We start from the raw sequence: 15,159 nt of genomic DNA on the forward strand, positions 1-15,159 counted from the left end.
GCCGTCGCGGCCGAAGCTGGTTTCACCTTTTATCAGAAGACACCATGTCCGCCCCCGCCATTCCCGTCCGGCCTGCATCGCCCGCGCTGGCGATGTTCATCGCGCTGCTCACCGGCGCCACCTGCATCGGCTTTTCCGGCATCTTCGTACGCCTTGCCGATGTCGGACCGGCCGCCGCAGGCTTCTGGCGCATGCTCTTCGCCGTGCCGGTCCTGATCGCCTGGACGGCGCTGGAGCAGCGCAAGCCGGCTGCCGGAACGATCGGAAGCGGTGCCTTCATCGCGGTCGCGCTGGCCGGCCTCACCTTCGGCATCGACGTCACGCTCTACAATGCTGCGCTCGGCCACACGACGATCGCAAACGCCTCGCTGCTCGGCAATCTCTCGCCGGTCGGCGTCGTGCTCGGCGGCTGGCTTCTGCTCGGCGACAAGCCCTCGCGGCGCATTCTCGGTGCACTGATGCTGGCGGTCGCCGGCGCGATCCTGCTGGTGCTGCCGAAATTCATTGGTGCCGGGCAGGTCACCGGCAATCTCTTCGGCGACGGGCTCGCCTTCGGCGCTGCCCTGTCCTACGCCGCCTATATCCTGGCGGTGCGCCGCGCCCGTGATCGGTCCGGCGCCGGCTATGTCAGCCTCGTCTCCAGCGTGATCTGCGCCGTGTTCTGCCTTACCGCCGCGCTGATGCTCGGCGAGCAGATCGTCCCGATGAGCCTGCAGGGCTGGCTTGCGGTCGCAGCACTCGGCCTCGTCTCGCATGCGCTCGGCCAGGGCTTGATCACGCTCTCGCTCGGCAGCTATGGCGCCGGCGCCGCCTCGCTCGTCATGGTCTGGCCCGCTCTGGTCAGCGTGCTCGCCGCCTGGGCGATCTTCGTCGAGCAGCCGACCCCGGGCCAGGCCTTCGGCGGCGTCGCCATTCTCGCCGCCGTGCTGCTGGTCCGGCGCGGCTGAACCCGCGCCCTCAGGCCGCAGCCTTGACGCCGTAATGCAGGATCACGGTGCCGTTCTTCAAAGGACGGGCCGTGATCAGCGCATAATGACGCTTCTCCGCATTCGGCTTGAACAGGGGCGTGCCTTGCCCGATGGTGACCGGCGCGACCGCGATCATAACCTCGTCGACGAGACCAGCCGCCAAAAGCGACTCCGTCAATTCGGCGCTGCCGAAGACATAGATGTCTTTGCCAGGTTCGGCTTTCCGGCGCGCGATCTCGCCGGTGATATCCGCTGTCACCGTCGTGTTGTTCCAGTCGGAGCCGGTCAGCTTACGTGACGCCACGAGCTTCGGCAGGGCGTTCATGAAGTTCTTGACCTCGCCCTCTCCCTCGTCCGCATTCGTCGTCCAGTAGGCCTTCATCCCCTCATAGGTGACACGCCCGAAGACCAGCAGACCGGCCTTGCGGCCGAAATCGCTGCTCAGCTCGGAGAGCTCGTCGCCCCAGGCATCGCCGTGGAAGCCGAGATCCCACTTCTCCTTGCCTTCGAAGAACCCTTCCAGCGTCATCAGATTCCAGACGATCACCTTGGCCATCGCATCCTCCCACTGTGCCCGATTAAAACCAGTTTTAATTTGCAATCAGTTGATGGATAGCGAAACCGATCCTATATTGCAAGCGGTTCTGGAGATGAGCATGCGCGAGACCGGCCGTTCAGGCTGTCCGATCAATCTGACGCTGGAAATCCTGGGCGATCGCTGGAGCCTGATCGTGCTCCGCGACATCATGTTCGGCAACCGCCGACACTTCCGCGAATTGCTGGCGAAATCGGACGAAGGCATCGCCTCGAACATTCTGGCCGATCGCCTGAAGCGCCTCGTCGAGAAAGGCCTGCTCTCGCGCCGCGACGACGCTACGCACAAGCAGAAGGCGATCTATAGTCTGACCGAGATGGGCATCGCGCTGGTCCCCGTCTTCGCCGCGATGGGCGAATGGGGCCGCCACTTCCTGCCGGTAACCGAGGAACTCTCGATCCGCGCCGAACTGCTCAGCGAAGGCGGCCCGGCGCTCTGGGAGCGCTTCATGCAGGAGTTGAGGCACCTCCATCTCGACGCGCCCAAGCCTGAGCAGTCGGTGCTCGGCGAACTGACGCAGGCCTATCGGGACGCGCTAGCGCGCCGGCAGGCCCTGGCAGGCTGAGGCCCGCGCCAACTTATCCCCGCATGCCGTGGCGGCATCACACTAGGGCTCCCGTCCAGGAGCCCCTCATGCCGATCCTCCATCGTCCTCACGCGGATCGCGAGCTGCGCGTCGCCCAGCTTCGCCTGCTGCGGCTGCGCGCCGAACTTTGCCTGATCAGGCGCGATCATCTCCACCGCAAATACAACCCGAGCCAACCCCGCGTCCCGTCCGGCAATGCCGGCGGCGGACAATGGACCAGCGGTGCCGGCGGGGGCGGAGGCGGAGGCTTCGGTGGCGGCGCAGGCGAAGGAGATCTCCTTTCTCCCGATGGCAGCTCGCTCGATGCCGATACCGGCTGGTCCTCGCTCGGCGAGGGCTGGAACGAGGATGGCTCCATCTTCGAGCAGACCGTCACGGACGGCGAGGGCACGACGATCCAGTCGGAATGCGCTGCCTCGCGCGCCGCCGGCTTCGACGAACGTCAGACCGTCATCCAGCCCGATGGCAACAAGACCAGCTTCGAAACGACGGGTCATACACAGACGATCCGCAACGGCGGTTCCGACGGAGAGGTCGTTAGCAGGGCGGCTGGACACCTGAGGGGCCGGAGCCAACTGCCGAGATCGTCGAAGCAAGATGGGGGCGCAACCGAGGATCGGGCAGTTCATGGTCGCAGGCGGCCGGCAGCCTTTTCAATTGGTTCAACACCTTGGGAGATGTGACCGGTCTTCAGACCGTTCTCGGCTTTCGCGCCAACGACTATGCGCCTGGGCAAGCAGGCTCGTTCGATGTTTCTTGGGTCGGTAAAGTCGATCGTGCCGAAGTCGAGCGAGCTTGCCCCTACCTCCCCAAAATTCACGAAATGCTGGATGATGCGGCCCGAGAAGCCGGACCGCCGAGCAATTACGCGACGATGCAGAAATATGGCACGGAAGTTCATCTTCGGCTCAAGCGGAGCGTCGATGCATGGAACAACCCTGACGTCGTCGCAGAAAGGTCCTACTTCAAAGAACGGCGAGAGATGGGTGAACAAGCCTATGGAACAGCCGGAACCGCCAGATTCGATGTGTTCGAAAAGGTATCTGACGGCACTCGCTGCCTTTACGACATCAAAACGGGGCGCGAGCTCTCGCGATCGCAATCGGACATCATCGCAGACGCAGCCATGCGCATCCGGGGAATTGTGACGAGGCTTCTCGTGATTGAGTTGAGGCCCAGACAGTGACGACGCAGCGACAGATCGAAAGGCTCCTTAGTCCCTATCGGCAGCGCAGAGACCTCATGATCCGCGGGCATGAGGTTTATCTCGTGCCCATCCATCATGTCGTCCGCGGCTTCAGCATTTATCGGACGGGTGAAGCCGATCGTTTCGACATCGCGTTGTTTGTCGGCCTGAGCTTTGACCCTGCGTTGGAGTCGCCACGCGCGGTGTCCCAGGTCTTCAGATACGAGAACTGGCTAGCCCGCTGGACAGAGCCGAATCTTCAGCGGCGTTTCGAACGCATTATCCAAGAATACGCCTTGCCGTCACTGAGGCCCTTGAACTTAGGAACTTTTACCCGCGAGCCGGCCCCTCTTCGACGAGGGCCTGAACTACCGCTCGAAGATGCGTTCGGGCTCGTGCATATGAAGGCCTTGCTCCATACCGCTGAGGGTGATTTTAAAGCTGCGGCCGCAAGCCTTGAAATTCTGACTGAAATCCCGCGCGGTCACCGCGTGATGGAACCGGTCCTGAGTGCCCTTCTGGACCATCTCCAGCCGCTGATCTTGGCCAATGACCGCATCGCAGTGGCTGCTATGCTGCATACTTGGGAAGCGGGCTCGATAGCGCGTTGGGAATTGTCCGCGCATCACGAACGCACGCCCTTCCCGCTCGAACTCCAGCCCTGACGCCTCACTCCGCCGCCATGCGCGGCGGAGTCGGCTTCGACATCGCTTCCGCCGTCACGATCGCGGGTGTCGCATGCTCCTCGATCGGCTCCCACTGGCTTTCGTCCTCGGCCTTGCCGAAGAAGCGGCCGAAGATCCAGCCGGTCGCCCGCGAGAGATCGTCCATCACCATGTAGAAGGACGGCACGAAGACCAGCGAGAGCACGGTCGAGACGATCAGGCCGCCGATCACCGCGATCGCCATCGGCGCACGGAACTCGCCGCCGTCGCCGACACCATAGGCCGAGGGCAGCATGCCCGCCGCCATCGCGATCGTGGTCATCAGGATCGGCCGTGCCCGCTTGCGACCGGCCTCGATCAGCGCCGTGAAACGGTCCTTGCCACGCCCGACTTCTTCGACCGCGAAATCGACCAGCATGATCGCGTTCTTGGTGACGATGCCCATCAGCATCAGCAGGCCGATATAGACCGGCATCGAGACGGCGTTGTTGGTCGCGAGCAGCGCGATCACCACGCCGCCGAAGGAGAGCGGCAGCGAGAGCAGGATCGTGATCGGCTGGAAAACCGAGCCGAACAGCAGGATCAGCACCGCCAGCACCAGCATCAGGCCGGTCGTCATCGCGGTGACGAAGCCCTGCACGACCTCGCCCTGGATCTCGGCATCGCCGGTCGCGGCGATCCAGACGCCCGGAGGCAGGCCGACCTCCTTGACGATCTCCTGGAACGTGTCGTGCGCGGTGCCAAGCTCGAAGCCGCGCTTCAGGTCGGCGCCGATCTGGGCGCGGCGGACGCGGTCATAGCGGTCGATCGAGCTCGGCCCTTCGCCGAAGCCGATATCGGCCACCGCCGTCATCGGGATCGAGACGCCGGTCGCATTGGTCACGCGCAAGGCCGCGATATTGCGCATGTCGGTGCGGGCGGCCTCGTCGAGCTGGACGCGGATCGGCACCAGCCGGTCGCCCGCGTTGAACTTGGCGAGGTTCGGCCCGACATCGCCGATCGTGGCGACGCGCACGGCTTCCGAGATCGCCTCGGGCGTGACGCCGAGATTGGCGGCCTCCTCCAGCTTCGGCGTGACCCGCAATTCCGGCCGGCTCAGCGAGCCCGCCGTCGCGACGTTGAGATAGCCGTCGACCTGGCGCATCCGCGCCTCGATCTTGGCGACGGCTGCATCCAACGCCTCGCCATCCTTGGACAGGATCGAGAACGCCATCTCGCGCTCGCCGCGCTCGTTGACATACCAGGCGCGCACGTCCGGCACGCTGGCGAGCTTCTCGGCGATGGTGACCTTCAGCTCCTTCTGCTTGATGTCGCGCTCGGCCTTGGGCTTGAGCAGGATGAAGACCGCGGCACGGCGCACCTCGCGCTGGCCGGTCGGCGATGCCCCACCGAGCACGAAAACATCGCGCACCTCGGGGATCGTCTTCAGCACGTCGACGAGCTTGTCGGTGGTGACGCGGGTATCCTCCAGCGTCGAGCCTGGCGGCAATTCCACGCTAGCCACGACGCGCGAGGTGTCTTCGTCCGGGATGAAGCCGGTCGGCAGCATCTGCGTCGCCTGGATCGAGCCGACCAGGAACATGAATCCGACGACGAGCGTCGCATAGGCCGTGTTGAACGGCATCGTCCGCCAACGGCCTGTGCCGTCGAAGCGCGGGAAGAACGGCATGTGCCGCTTCTTCAGCGTCGTTTTCAGGAGGCCGACATAGGCGCCCATGACGAACCCGTCCTTGGGGTCGGCATGGTGGACCGGCCGCATCAGATAGGCCGCCATCATCGGCGTGATCAGGCGCGCGACGAGCAACGAGAACAGCACGGCGACCGCGACGGTGAGGCCGAACTGTCGGAAATACTGGCCGGCGACGCCGCCCATGAAGGAGACCGGCGCGAAGATCGCGACGATGGTCAGCGTGATCGCGATGACCGCGAGCCCGATCTCGTCGGCCGCCTCCATCGCGGCGCGATAGGGCGATTTGCCCATCTTCATGTGCCGGACGATGTTCTCGATCTCGACGATGGCGTCATCGACCAGGATACCGGTCACCAGCGTGATGCCGAGCAGGCTGACGAGATTGAGCGAGAAGCCCATCAGCTCCATCGCCCAGAAGGTGGGAATGGCCGAGAGCGGCAGGGCGATCGCCGTGATCAGCGTCGCCCGCCAGTTACGCAGGAACAGGAAGACGACAATGACGGCGAGCGCAGCGCCCTCCAGCAGCGTCTCCATCGCCGCCTTGTAGTTGCCGTGGGTATAGGCAACGGCATCGTCGATCGGCGTGATCTTGATGTCCGGGAAGCGCTTGTTCAGCTCGGCGACGCGCTGCGACACGACATCCTTGACCGAGAGCTCGCTCGAGCCCTTCGAGCGAAACACCGCGAAGGTCACGACCGGGCTCTTGTTGAGGCGGCCGAAGGCGCGCGGCTCGGAATTCGAATCCTCGACGCGGCCGAGCTCCTTCAGGCGTACCTCGCGCCCGCCCGACAGCGTGATCTTGGTCTCCGCGAGATCGGCGACCGTGCGCGCACCCGCGAGCGTGCGGATCGCCTGCTCCTGCCCGCCGACCTCGCCGCGCCCGCCGGCGAGGTCGACATTGGTCGCGCGGATCTGGCGGTTGACCTCGCCCGCTGTGATGCCGAGCGCGAGCAAGCGATCGGGGTCCAGCGAGATGCGGATCTCGCGATCGACACCGCCATAGCGCTCGACCCGGCCAACGCCCTTCAACCCCTGCAATTCGCGCGCGACGACGTCGTCGACATGCCAGGAGAGCTGTTCGAGCGTCATGCCGGCCGAGGCCGCGCCATAGGTCAGGATCGACTGGCCCTCGACATCGATGCGCTGGATGATCGGCTCGTCGATCGTGCGCGGCAGGTCGGCGCGGATCTTGGCGATCGCGTCCTTGACGTCGTTGACGGCCCGGTCGGTGTTGGTTTCGAGCCGGAACTCGATCAGCGTCAGCGACTGGCCGTCGGTCAGTGTCGAGGTGACGTGCTTCACGCCGGTGATGTTCGCGACCGTGTCCTCGACACGCTTGCTGACCTGGCTCTCGAGCTCGGCCGGCGCCGCGCCGGACTGCGTCACGGTGACCGAGACCAGCGGAATGTCGATATTCGGGAAGCGCGTCACCGGCAGCTTCGAAAAGGCCAGCAGCCCAAGGACGCAGAGCACGACGAAGAGCAGGATGGCCGGAACCGGCTTCCGGATCGACCAGGCGGAGAAATTGACGTTCATCGCGGCCGCCCGTCAGTTCGTCGGGACGGGCGTGACGAGGTCGCCGTCGCGCACGAAGGTGCCGGCGCGGGCTACCACGGTCTCGCCATCGCTGATGCCGCTCACGATCTCGGCGCGGCCATCGCCCAGGAGCCCAAGCGTGACCGGCCTGGTCGTGACCTTGCCGTCCTTCACCGACTGAACCGTCGCGCCCGAGCGGTTATAGGTGATCGCGGAAAGCGGCAACGTGACAGCGCGCTTGCGGCCGGTCTCGATGACCCCGCGTGCGAAGGAGCCGATCGCGACCGGCGGATTGCCGTCGAGCGCGACGAGCACGCGGCCGAGCCGCGACGCCTTGTCGACCTCCGGCATGATCAGGCGGATGCTACCCGCCAGGGCTTCCTTGGCACCGGCCGGCGTAACCGCGACGCTCTGGCCGAGCTTGAGCCGGGGCAGTTCGACCTCGGCGACCTGCGCCTCCAGCTCGACCGCACCATCGGCGATGATCCGGAACAGCGGGTCGCTCTGCGGCAGCATGCTCGCCATCGCGCCGAGCCGGGCCGTACGGCGGCTGATCGTGCCGGCGCGCGGTGCCTTGATCTCGGTGCGCGCCAGCTTGACAGTGATGTCCTTGCCCTGCGCCTGAGCGAGCGCGAGATCGGCGCTGGCCATCGCCAGCGCCTGCCGGGCCGAGTTGGCGCGCGCCTGCCCGGAGCGCGCTGCGGCGGCACGCTGGTCGAACATCTCGACACTGGCATTGCCGCTGTCGCGCAACGCCTTGGTGCGATCGAAAGCATTATTGGCCTGGACAAGATTGGCGTCGGCCTCGGCGATCTGGGCCTTGGCCTGGGCGACGAGCGCCTCGGCGCGGGCGATCTGGGCGTCGTTCTGCGCCTTCTGGACATCGAGCGTCGTGCGGTTCAGCCGGGCGAGCACCTGCCCCTGAGCGACCTTGTCACCCTCCTGCGCCAGCAATTCGACGATCGAAAGGCCGTCGACTTCCGGCGCGACCAGGACTTCGTCGCGCGCGACGATGGAGCCGGAGACGACCACGCTCTGGACGATCTCGGTGGTCTGAGCCTGCGTCACCGTGACGGAAGGACCGGCTGCCGCGGACGCTGCCGGCTGCTTGGCGGTCTCGGCCCACGCCGGAAGGGGGGCGGCCAGCAGGCTAAGCGCGATCATCGCGGAGAGCGGAACGATCGAACGAAGAGGCATCGGAAAGGATCCTGTTGCGGCCGTCGGGCCGGACGGAAACGGGAAAAGCCTGGCGGAAGCAGAGATCACGGCTGCGTCTCCGTTTCGGGCAGGAGCATGGTCTGCGCGAGCTGGCGCATGCTGGTGAAAAGCGTGTCGGCAGCGGTGATGATGTCGAAATTCGGGTCCATCGCGCGCCGGCAGAAGAAGCCGTCCGCCATCATCGAAATCGCCATCAGGAAGCGGCCTTCGTCGAGCCGCGGCGGCAATTCACCGTTCGACTTGGCCTCGCGGATCGCCGCCGCGAGCCCTTCGATCACGGTGCCCTCGATATCCGCGCACATCCGCGCCATGCCCGGATTGCGCGCGGCCTCGGCCCAGATCTGCAGCGCGATCACCGCCTTCTCACGCGGCTGTTGCACGAGATGCTTGCGGCCGAGTGCCTCGAGCTGGTCGAGCAGCGAGCCGTTCTTCGGGCAGAGCTTGCCGAAATCCTCCGCGATCAGGCTGCGGTCGCGCTCGGTCATGCCCTCGATGATCGCGTCCTTGGAGCTGAAATAGCGATAGAGATTGCCCGGGCTCATGCTCGCCTCGGCCGCGACATCCTGCATCGTCGCGGCATGGAAGCCCGCGCGCGCGAAGACGCGCTCGGCCGCATCGAGAATACGGATATGGCGCTCCGACAGGGCGGATTCGGACAGCGACGCGGGAACCACAGGTGGCATCGGAACTCGATACGAATGAGAATGAACGTTCATTCTCATCTCAGAAATGACCGGTGACGTCAAGTTGTGCGCCCCTCGCGGTCGTTGCTGTGGCGATAGGCAACCTGAAGATTGCGGGACCATTGCCGCATTCCGGCGCATAAATTGCTTGCTTCGTTCCGTCTGGAACCGCATGCTCGGGAGCGATCTGGCATGGCTTCGCGCACCGTCCCTCTTCGACGTTCCGCGCGAGCGACCTTGAAGTCCGCGATGAACGACCACGCCTTACCCTTGCGTCCGGCTCGCCGCACCCGCTCCCCCCTTACCGCCCGCAAGCCTGGGCCCGCGCCCAAGCCGGTGCTGGTCGTGCTGCATCAGGAGCATTCGACACCCGGCCGCGTCGGCCGCCTGCTGCAGGCGCGCGGCCATACGCTCGACATCCGCAAGCCGCGCTTCGGCGATCCTCTGCCAGCGACGATGCGCGAGCATGCCGGTGCCGTGATCTTCGGCGGCCCGATGGGCGCCAACGATCCCGAGGATTTCGTCAAGGCCGAGATCGACTGGATCGGCACGTGCCTGAAGGAGGACGCCGCCTTCCTCGGCATCTGCCTCGGCGCGCAGATGCTGGCGAAGCATATGGGCGCGCGCGTCTATACCCATGGCGAAGGCCGCGCCGAGGTCGGCTATTATCCGCTCGCGATCACGGAAAGCGGCCATTCCCACGCCGCGACGGCTGGCTTCAGTTGGCCCGGCACGGTCTATCAGTGGCACCGCGACGGCTTCGATTGTCCGACCGGGGCGGAATGCCTTGCCACCGGCGGCGATTTCCCGGTCCAGGCCATTCGCACTGGCTCGAAGGCCTATGGCATCCAGTTCCATCCGGAGGTGACGCCGGCGATGATGTATCGCTGGTCGGTGCGCGGCTACGAGCGCACGCTGATGCCCGGCGCCCAGCTCGGCCATACCCATATTCCCGGCTGGTTCCAGCACGACCCGGCAATCCGGCTCTGGCTCGACGCCTTCCTCGACCATTGGCTGAAGGAGCCGGCCGAAGCCGGAACGACATCGCCTTGACCCGTACAGCTCTCGTTCTCGGCGCCGGCATGGTCGGCGTCTCCTGCGCGCTCGCGCTCCAGAAGCGCGGCATCGCCGTCACGCTGATCGATCGCAAGGAGCCGGGCCGCGAAACCTCCTACGGCAATGCCGGCGTGCTCGCGGCCTCCTCGATCCTGCCGCTGAACAACCCCTCGCTCTACGCCAAGATCACGAGCTATCTCGGCAACCACCATCCCGCGCTCAACCTGAGCTGGGCTCGCGCTTTCAGCCGGCCGGGCTGGCTGCTGCGCTTCCTCTGGGAAGCCCGGCCCTCGCAGGGCCCAGCCCGCATCGCCGCCTTGCAGGCGCTGACCGCGAGCACGGTCGACCGCCACCGCGCCCTGATGGCCGAGGCCGGCGTCTCGCATCGCCTGCGCGAGACCGGCACGCTCAAGCTCTGGCGCACACAAGCCGGCCATGGCGCCGCGCGGGCCGAGCATGATCTCCTGAAGCGCCACGGCATCGAGTCGCAAATTCTAGACCGGCAGGGCATTTCCGGTCTCGAGCCGAGCCTGAATCCGATTTTCCCGGCCGGATTGCTGATCCCCTGCGTCGGCTCGGTCGATTCCCCCGGCGCCGTTACCGAAGCCTATGCGGCGCTCTTCGCCGAGCGCGGCGGCCGGATCGAGCAGGCCGCGATCACCGGCCTCGCCCGCACCGGCAAGGGCTGGCGCGCGAGCACCGCCGCAGGCAGCTTCGAGGCCGATCTTGCGGTCGTTGCGCTCGGTCCCTGGAGCGGCGACCTGCTGAAGCCGCTCGGAATCGATCCCTGGCTCGATGTCGAGCGCGGCTATCACCGCCATCTCAAGCCGGCAGCCGGCACCGGCCTGTCGCGTCCGCTCTACGACGTCGACGGCGCCTATTACCTGGCGCCGATGGAGCAGGGTTTTCGCGTCACCAGCGGCGTCGACCTCTCCTTCCGCGACGCGGCCGATGACCACCGGCAGATCGACAGCGCGACGGCGTCGGCCCGCGAGGCCTTTCCGCTCGAAGAGGTCGTCGGGGAAACCTGGCGCGGCGCACGCCCGACCTTGCCGGATTCCCTGCCGATGATCGGCGAGGCGCCCCTCAATCCCGGCCTCTGGCTCGCCTTCGGCAACCAGCATATCGGCTTCTCGACCGGCCCGATCACCGGCGAGATCATCGCCGCCATGGTCTGCGGCGAGAAGCCGCCGATCGACCCGACGCCGTTCCGGCCGGAGCGCTATATCCGCTGAAGCTGTCTTCCTGCACGCGCTGCGGCACGCCAGTGCTGCTGCGCAGATGCGGGACCGTTTTCAGGAAAAGGCGCCCCTTCAACAAAAAAGCGCGCCCTCAAACGAGAACGCGCCCTTGGCGGAAAACGGTCCCGTGTCTGCGCAGCGGCATTCACATGCCGCAGCGCGCACGGGATGACGCGCGCCATCAAACCTGGCGGGCGACCATCATCTTCTTCACTTCCGCGATCGCCTTGGCCGGGTTCAGGCCCTTCGGGCAGGCATTCGCGCAGTTCATGATGGTGTGGCAGCGATAGAGCCGGAAGGGGTCTTCCAGATTGTCCAGACGCTCGCCCGTCGCCTCGTCGCGGCTATCGATCAGCCAGCGATAGGCCTGCAGCAGCGCGGCCGGGCCGAGATAGCGGTCGCCGTTCCACCAGTAGCTCGGGCAGGACGTCGAGCAGCAGGCGCAGAGGATGCACTCGTAGAGCCCGTCGAGCTTCTCGCGGTCGTCCTTGGCCTGGCGCCACTCCTTCTCGGGGGCCGGTGTCGTCGTCTTCAGCCAGGGCTCGATCGAGGCGTGCTGGGCGTAGAAGCGCGTCAGGTCAGGCACGAGGTCCTTGACCACGGGCATGTGCGGCAGCGGATAGATCGCAACCTTGCCCTTGGCGCCGCACTCGTCGATGCCGGTGGTGCAGGCCAGCCCGTTCTTGCCGTCCATGTTCATGGCGCAGGAGCCGCAGATGCCTTCGCGGCAGGAACGGCGGAAGGTCAGCGTCGGATCGACCTTGTTCTTGATCCAGATCAGCGCATCGAGAACCATCGGCCCGCAATCGTCGCGATCGACATAATAGGTGTCGGTGCGCGGATTTTCGGTATCGTCCGGGCTCCAGCGATAGACCTTGAACTCGGTCAGCTTCTTGGCACCGGCCGGCTTCGGCCAGGCCTTGCCCTCGACGAGGCGGGAGTTCTTCGGGAGATTGAATTCAGCCATCGGAGTCCCTCAGTACACCCGTGCCTTGGGCTTGATGTACTCGATGTCGTTGGACATCGTGTAAGTGTGCACCGGCCGGTCATCGAGCGTGATCGTGCGCTTCTCGTCGTCGATCCAGGCGAGCGTGTGCTTCATCCAGTCCTTGTCGTCGCGGTTCGGATAGTCCTCGCGGGCGTGCGCACCGCGGCTTTCCGGACGGTTCAGCGCCGAGTCCATGGTGACGACCGCCTGGGTGATCAGGTTGTCGAATTCCAGCGTCTCGATCAGGTCGGAATTCCAGATCAGCGAGCGGTCCTTGGTTCCAACATCGGCGATGCCGTTCCAGACCTCGTGGATGAGCTTGTGACCCTCTTCCAGCGTGGCGCCCTCGCGATAGACGGCGCAGTTGTTCTGCATCGTCCGCTGCATCCGGTCGCGCAGCACCGCGGTCGGCGTGCCGCCCGCAGCGTTGCGATACTTGTCGAGGCGGGTGAGCGCGAGGTCCGAGGAACCCTTCGGCAGCTCGGGCTGCTTCTCGCCCGCCGTCACCGTGTCGGCGCAGCGCAGCCCGGCCGCGCGGCCGAAGACCACGAGGTCGATCAGCGAGTTGGAGCCGAGTCGGTTAGCGCCGTGGACGGAGACGCAGGCCGCCTCGCCGATCGCCATCAGGCCGGGCACCACCGTGTCCGGATCGCCGCCGACCTTCGTCAGCACTTCCCCGTGATAGTTCGTGGGGATGCCGCCCATGTTGTAGTGCACAGTCGGCAGGACCGGGATCGGCTCGCGGGTCACGTCGACGCCGGCGAAGATCTTGGCGCTTTCCGAGATGCCCGGCAGGCGCTCGTGCAGGATCTTCGGGTCGAGATGATCCAGATGCAGGTAGATGTGGTCCTTGTCCTTGCCGACGCCACGGCCGGCCCGGATCTCCATCGTCATCGAGCGCGAGACGACGTCGCGCGAGGCGAGGTCCTTGGCCGAAGGGGCATAGCGCTCCATGAAGCGCTCGCCCTCGGAATTGGTGAGGTAGCCGCCCTCGCCGCGCGCGCCTTCGGTGATCAGGCAGCCCGAGCCGTAGATGCCGGTCGGGTGGAACTGCACGAACTCCATGTCCTGCATCGGCAGGCCGGCGCGCAGCACCATGCCGCCGCCGTCGCCGGTGCAGGTATGGGCCGAGGTCGCGGAGAAATAGGCGCGGCCATAGCCGCCGGTCGCCAGGATGGTTTGCTGCGAACGGAAGCGGTGCAGTGTGCCGTCATCGAGTTTGAGCGCGATCACGCCGCGGCAATGGCCATCCTCGTCCATGATCAGGTCGATGGCGAAGTATTCGATGAAGAACTCGGTATTGTAGCGCAGCGCCTGGCCGTAGAGCGTGTGCAGCATGGCGTGGCCGGTGCGGTCGGCCGCGGCGCAGGTGCGCTGGGCCGGCGGGCCCTCGCCGAATTCGGTGGTCATGCCGCCGAAGGGACGCTGGTAGATGCGGCCGTCCTCGGTGCGCGAGAAAGGCACGCCCCAGTGCTCGAGCTCGTAGACGGCGGCCGGTGCGTTGCGCACGAGATATTCGATGGCGTCCTGGTCGCCGAGCCAGTCCGACCCCTTCACGGTGTCGTACATGTGCCACTGCCAGGTGTCCTTGCCCATGTTGCCGAGCGAGGCGGCGACGCCGCCCTGGGCCGCGACGGTGTGCGAGCGGGTCGGGAACACCTTGGTGATGCAGGCGGTGCGCAGGCCCGCCTGCGAGCAGCCGACGGTCGCGCGAAGCCCGGCGCCGCCGGCGCCGACGACGACGACGTCGAAGGTGTGGTCGGTGATGGGATAGGCGGTGCCGGTATAGGCCGGGACCGGACGGGACTTTGTGATCGCCATCGGATCAGCCTCCAAAAGACAGCTTCAGCACCGCGTAGACGCTGGCGGCACCAACGGCGATGGCGAAGAAGGTGTTGGCCATGACGGCGAGGACCTTGGCTCCCTCGCCATGGATGTAGTCCTCGATGATGACCTGCATGCCCAGCCGCATATGGATGCAGGCCGAGAGGATGAAGAGCAACATCAGGATCGCGACGCAGGGGTTCGACAGCAGCGCGACCGCGGCCGGATAGGGCCGGCCGACCAGCGCGATGACGACGCCGATGAAGATCACCGTCAGGATGAGGTTCGAGACGGCGGTGACGCGCTGCAGCCAGAAATGGCCGGTGCCGGACTTGGCGGAACCGAGGCCGCGGACGCGGCCGAGCGGGGTGCGCATCGAGGAATTGGACAGCATGGCGCAGCTCCTCAGCGCAGGACCAGGGCGACGATCCAGACCAGGACCGTCAGGCTCACCGAGGCGACGAGCGTGAACTTCGCCATGTTCATTCGGGTCTCGGAGTCATAGCCCTTGCCCATGTCCCAGACGAAATGCCTCAAGCCCCCGCACATGTGGTGGATCAGCGAGAAGCTGTAGAGGAAGAGTACGAGCCGGCCGAGGAAGGAGCCGGCGATCGCCTGCGCCGTATCAAAGGCGGCGGGGCCGGACGCGGCCGCGACCAGCCAGGCGGCGATCAGCACCGTGCCGATATAGAGCCCCGTGCCGGTGACGCGGTGGGCGACGGACATCGCCATCGTCCAGGACCACCGATAGATCTGCAGGTGGGGCGAAAGCGGGCGAGCTGCGGGCTTGACCTCGGCCAATATCGTTCTCCGATCAAGCGGTCCCTCGACAAGGACGGACCCATTTGGGATCATTCTAGAGTGACTGGTTGTCTAACGAAACCGTTCCGGCGCTGCAATGCGGCATCGGCAGAACAAAGTTA

At 65.8% G+C, this 15,159-nt stretch carries 15 protein-coding genes; 7 read left to right on the forward strand and 8 right to left on the reverse strand.

Translation table 11 applies throughout. The annotated features are described in order from the left end of the window. The first annotated feature begins 44 nt into the window (after nucleotides 1-44). Nucleotides 45-947: a DMT family transporter gene (locus tag Q0Q36_RS02175; protein ID WP_293795203.1), complete on the forward strand. Its 903-nt coding sequence runs from the start codon at nucleotides 45-47 to the stop codon at nucleotides 945-947. A gap of 10 nt (nucleotides 948-957) precedes the next feature. Here the strand turns inward: Q0Q36_RS02175 and Q0Q36_RS02180 are convergent, their stop codons facing one another. Further along, complete coding sequence (locus tag Q0Q36_RS02180) at nucleotides 958-1,524, reverse strand: dihydrofolate reductase family protein (RefSeq protein ID WP_293795204.1); 567 nt, start codon at nucleotides 1,522-1,524, stop codon at nucleotides 958-960. A 100-nt stretch (nucleotides 1,525-1,624) separates the two neighbouring features. On the opposite strand from Q0Q36_RS02180, the gene Q0Q36_RS02185 reads away from it, so the two are divergent. The 4 genes from Q0Q36_RS02185 (at nucleotide 1,625) to Q0Q36_RS02200 (ending at nucleotide 4,000) form a co-directional block, all read left to right on the forward strand. Beyond that, nucleotides 1,625-2,128: a helix-turn-helix domain-containing protein gene (locus Q0Q36_RS02185; RefSeq protein WP_293795205.1), complete on the forward strand. Its 504-nt coding sequence runs from the start codon at nucleotides 1,625-1,627 to the stop codon at nucleotides 2,126-2,128. A gap of 68 nt (nucleotides 2,129-2,196) precedes the next feature. Then, entirely contained in the window at nucleotides 2,197-2,832 is a 636-nt protein-coding gene (locus Q0Q36_RS02190; RefSeq protein ID WP_293795206.1) for a hypothetical protein, read from the forward strand. Further along, on the forward strand, nucleotides 2,829-3,335 hold the full coding sequence (locus Q0Q36_RS02195; protein WP_293795207.1) for a hypothetical protein: 507 nt from the start codon (nucleotides 2,829-2,831) through the stop codon (nucleotides 3,333-3,335). The genes Q0Q36_RS02190 and Q0Q36_RS02195 overlap by 4 nt, the downstream gene beginning before the upstream one ends. Before the next feature lie 56 nt (nucleotides 3,336-3,391). Continuing rightward, nucleotides 3,392-4,000 (forward strand): hypothetical protein, encoded by a 609-nt coding sequence (locus Q0Q36_RS02200; RefSeq protein ID WP_293795208.1) that lies wholly within the window; start codon nucleotides 3,392-3,394, stop codon nucleotides 3,998-4,000. 4 nt (nucleotides 4,001-4,004) lie between these two features. On the opposite strand, the gene Q0Q36_RS02205 is transcribed toward Q0Q36_RS02200, so the two are convergent. The 3 genes from Q0Q36_RS02205 to Q0Q36_RS02215 form a co-directional block, all read right to left on the reverse strand. Then, nucleotides 4,005-7,226, reverse strand: a complete 3,222-nt coding sequence (locus Q0Q36_RS02205) for an efflux RND transporter permease subunit (RefSeq protein ID WP_293795209.1) — start codon at nucleotides 7,224-7,226, stop codon at nucleotides 4,005-4,007. A 12-nt stretch (nucleotides 7,227-7,238) separates the two neighbouring features. Continuing rightward, nucleotides 7,239-8,423: an efflux RND transporter periplasmic adaptor subunit gene (locus Q0Q36_RS02210; protein WP_293795210.1), complete on the reverse strand. Its 1,185-nt coding sequence runs from the start codon at nucleotides 8,421-8,423 to the stop codon at nucleotides 7,239-7,241. A gap of 65 nt (nucleotides 8,424-8,488) precedes the next feature. Further along, a complete protein-coding gene (locus Q0Q36_RS02215) occupies nucleotides 8,489-9,127 on the reverse strand; it encodes a TetR/AcrR family transcriptional regulator (RefSeq protein WP_293795211.1) in 639 nt (212 codons plus the stop codon). A gap of 249 nt (nucleotides 9,128-9,376) precedes the next feature. Between Q0Q36_RS02215 and Q0Q36_RS02220 the strand changes: the two genes are divergently transcribed. Together Q0Q36_RS02220 and Q0Q36_RS02225 are read left to right on the forward strand one after the other, a co-directional pair. Next, nucleotides 9,377-10,180, forward strand: a complete 804-nt coding sequence (locus tag Q0Q36_RS02220) for a glutamine amidotransferase (RefSeq protein ID WP_293795212.1) — start codon at nucleotides 9,377-9,379, stop codon at nucleotides 10,178-10,180. Then, the gene (locus Q0Q36_RS02225) at nucleotides 10,177-11,418 is read left to right on the forward strand and encodes an FAD-binding oxidoreductase (RefSeq protein ID WP_293795213.1); all 1,242 of its coding nucleotides are present in this window, start codon (nucleotides 10,177-10,179) and stop codon (nucleotides 11,416-11,418) included. Before Q0Q36_RS02220 ends, Q0Q36_RS02225 begins: the two co-directional genes overlap by 4 nt. Nucleotides 11,419-11,605: 187 nt before the next feature. Here the strand turns inward: Q0Q36_RS02225 and Q0Q36_RS02230 are convergent, their stop codons facing one another. Genes Q0Q36_RS02230 through sdhC form a run of 4 tightly spaced genes read right to left on the reverse strand, consistent with a single transcriptional unit; the run spans nucleotide 11,606 to nucleotide 15,040 of the window. After that, on the reverse strand, nucleotides 11,606-12,391 hold the full coding sequence (locus Q0Q36_RS02230; protein ID WP_293795214.1) for a succinate dehydrogenase iron-sulfur subunit: 786 nt from the start codon (nucleotides 12,389-12,391) through the stop codon (nucleotides 11,606-11,608). A 9-nt stretch (nucleotides 12,392-12,400) separates the two neighbouring features. After that, entirely contained in the window at nucleotides 12,401-14,233 is a 1,833-nt protein-coding gene (sdhA, locus tag Q0Q36_RS02235) for a succinate dehydrogenase flavoprotein subunit (protein ID WP_293795215.1), read from the reverse strand. A 4-nt stretch (nucleotides 14,234-14,237) separates the two neighbouring features. Continuing rightward, complete coding sequence (gene sdhD / locus Q0Q36_RS02240; RefSeq protein WP_293795217.1) at nucleotides 14,238-14,630, reverse strand: succinate dehydrogenase, hydrophobic membrane anchor protein; 393 nt, start codon at nucleotides 14,628-14,630, stop codon at nucleotides 14,238-14,240. An 11-nt stretch (nucleotides 14,631-14,641) separates the two neighbouring features. Beyond that, nucleotides 14,642-15,040, reverse strand: a complete 399-nt coding sequence (sdhC, locus tag Q0Q36_RS02245; protein WP_293795311.1) for a succinate dehydrogenase, cytochrome b556 subunit — start codon at nucleotides 15,038-15,040, stop codon at nucleotides 14,642-14,644. Nucleotides 15,041-15,159: the final 119 nt, after the last annotated feature.

It is taken from the genome of uncultured Allobosea sp. (assembly GCF_945957345.1).
Lineage (GTDB): Bacteria > Pseudomonadota > Alphaproteobacteria > Rhizobiales > Beijerinckiaceae > Allobosea.

Coding starts and splice junctions, on each gene's coding strand:
- Q0Q36_RS02180 (WP_293795204.1), bottom strand. CDS start 1,524: ATGGCCAAGGTGATCGTCTGGAATCTGATGACGCTGGAAGGGTTCTTC.
- Q0Q36_RS02175 (WP_293795203.1), top strand. CDS start 45: ATGTCCGCCCCCGCCATTCCCGTCCGGCCTGCATCGCCCGCGCTGGCG.
- Q0Q36_RS02190 (WP_293795206.1), top strand. CDS start 2,197: ATGCCGATCCTCCATCGTCCTCACGCGGATCGCGAGCTGCGCGTCGCC.
- sdhA (WP_293795215.1), bottom strand. CDS start 14,233: ATGGCGATCACAAAGTCCCGTCCGGTCCCGGCCTATACCGGCACCGCC.
- Q0Q36_RS02230 (WP_293795214.1), bottom strand. CDS start 12,391: ATGGCTGAATTCAATCTCCCGAAGAACTCCCGCCTCGTCGAGGGCAAG.
- Q0Q36_RS02215 (WP_293795211.1), bottom strand. CDS start 9,127: ATGCCACCTGTGGTTCCCGCGTCGCTGTCCGAATCCGCCCTGTCGGAG.
- Q0Q36_RS02205 (WP_293795209.1), bottom strand. CDS start 7,226: ATGAACGTCAATTTCTCCGCCTGGTCGATCCGGAAGCCGGTTCCGGCC.
- Q0Q36_RS02200 (WP_293795208.1), top strand. CDS start 3,392: ATGATCCGCGGGCATGAGGTTTATCTCGTGCCCATCCATCATGTCGTC.
- sdhD (WP_293795217.1), bottom strand. CDS start 14,630: ATGCTGTCCAATTCCTCGATGCGCACCCCGCTCGGCCGCGTCCGCGGC.
- Q0Q36_RS02210 (WP_293795210.1), bottom strand. CDS start 8,423: ATGCCTCTTCGTTCGATCGTTCCGCTCTCCGCGATGATCGCGCTTAGC.
- Q0Q36_RS02185 (WP_293795205.1), top strand. CDS start 1,625: ATGCGCGAGACCGGCCGTTCAGGCTGTCCGATCAATCTGACGCTGGAA.
- Q0Q36_RS02220 (WP_293795212.1), top strand. CDS start 9,377: ATGAACGACCACGCCTTACCCTTGCGTCCGGCTCGCCGCACCCGCTCC.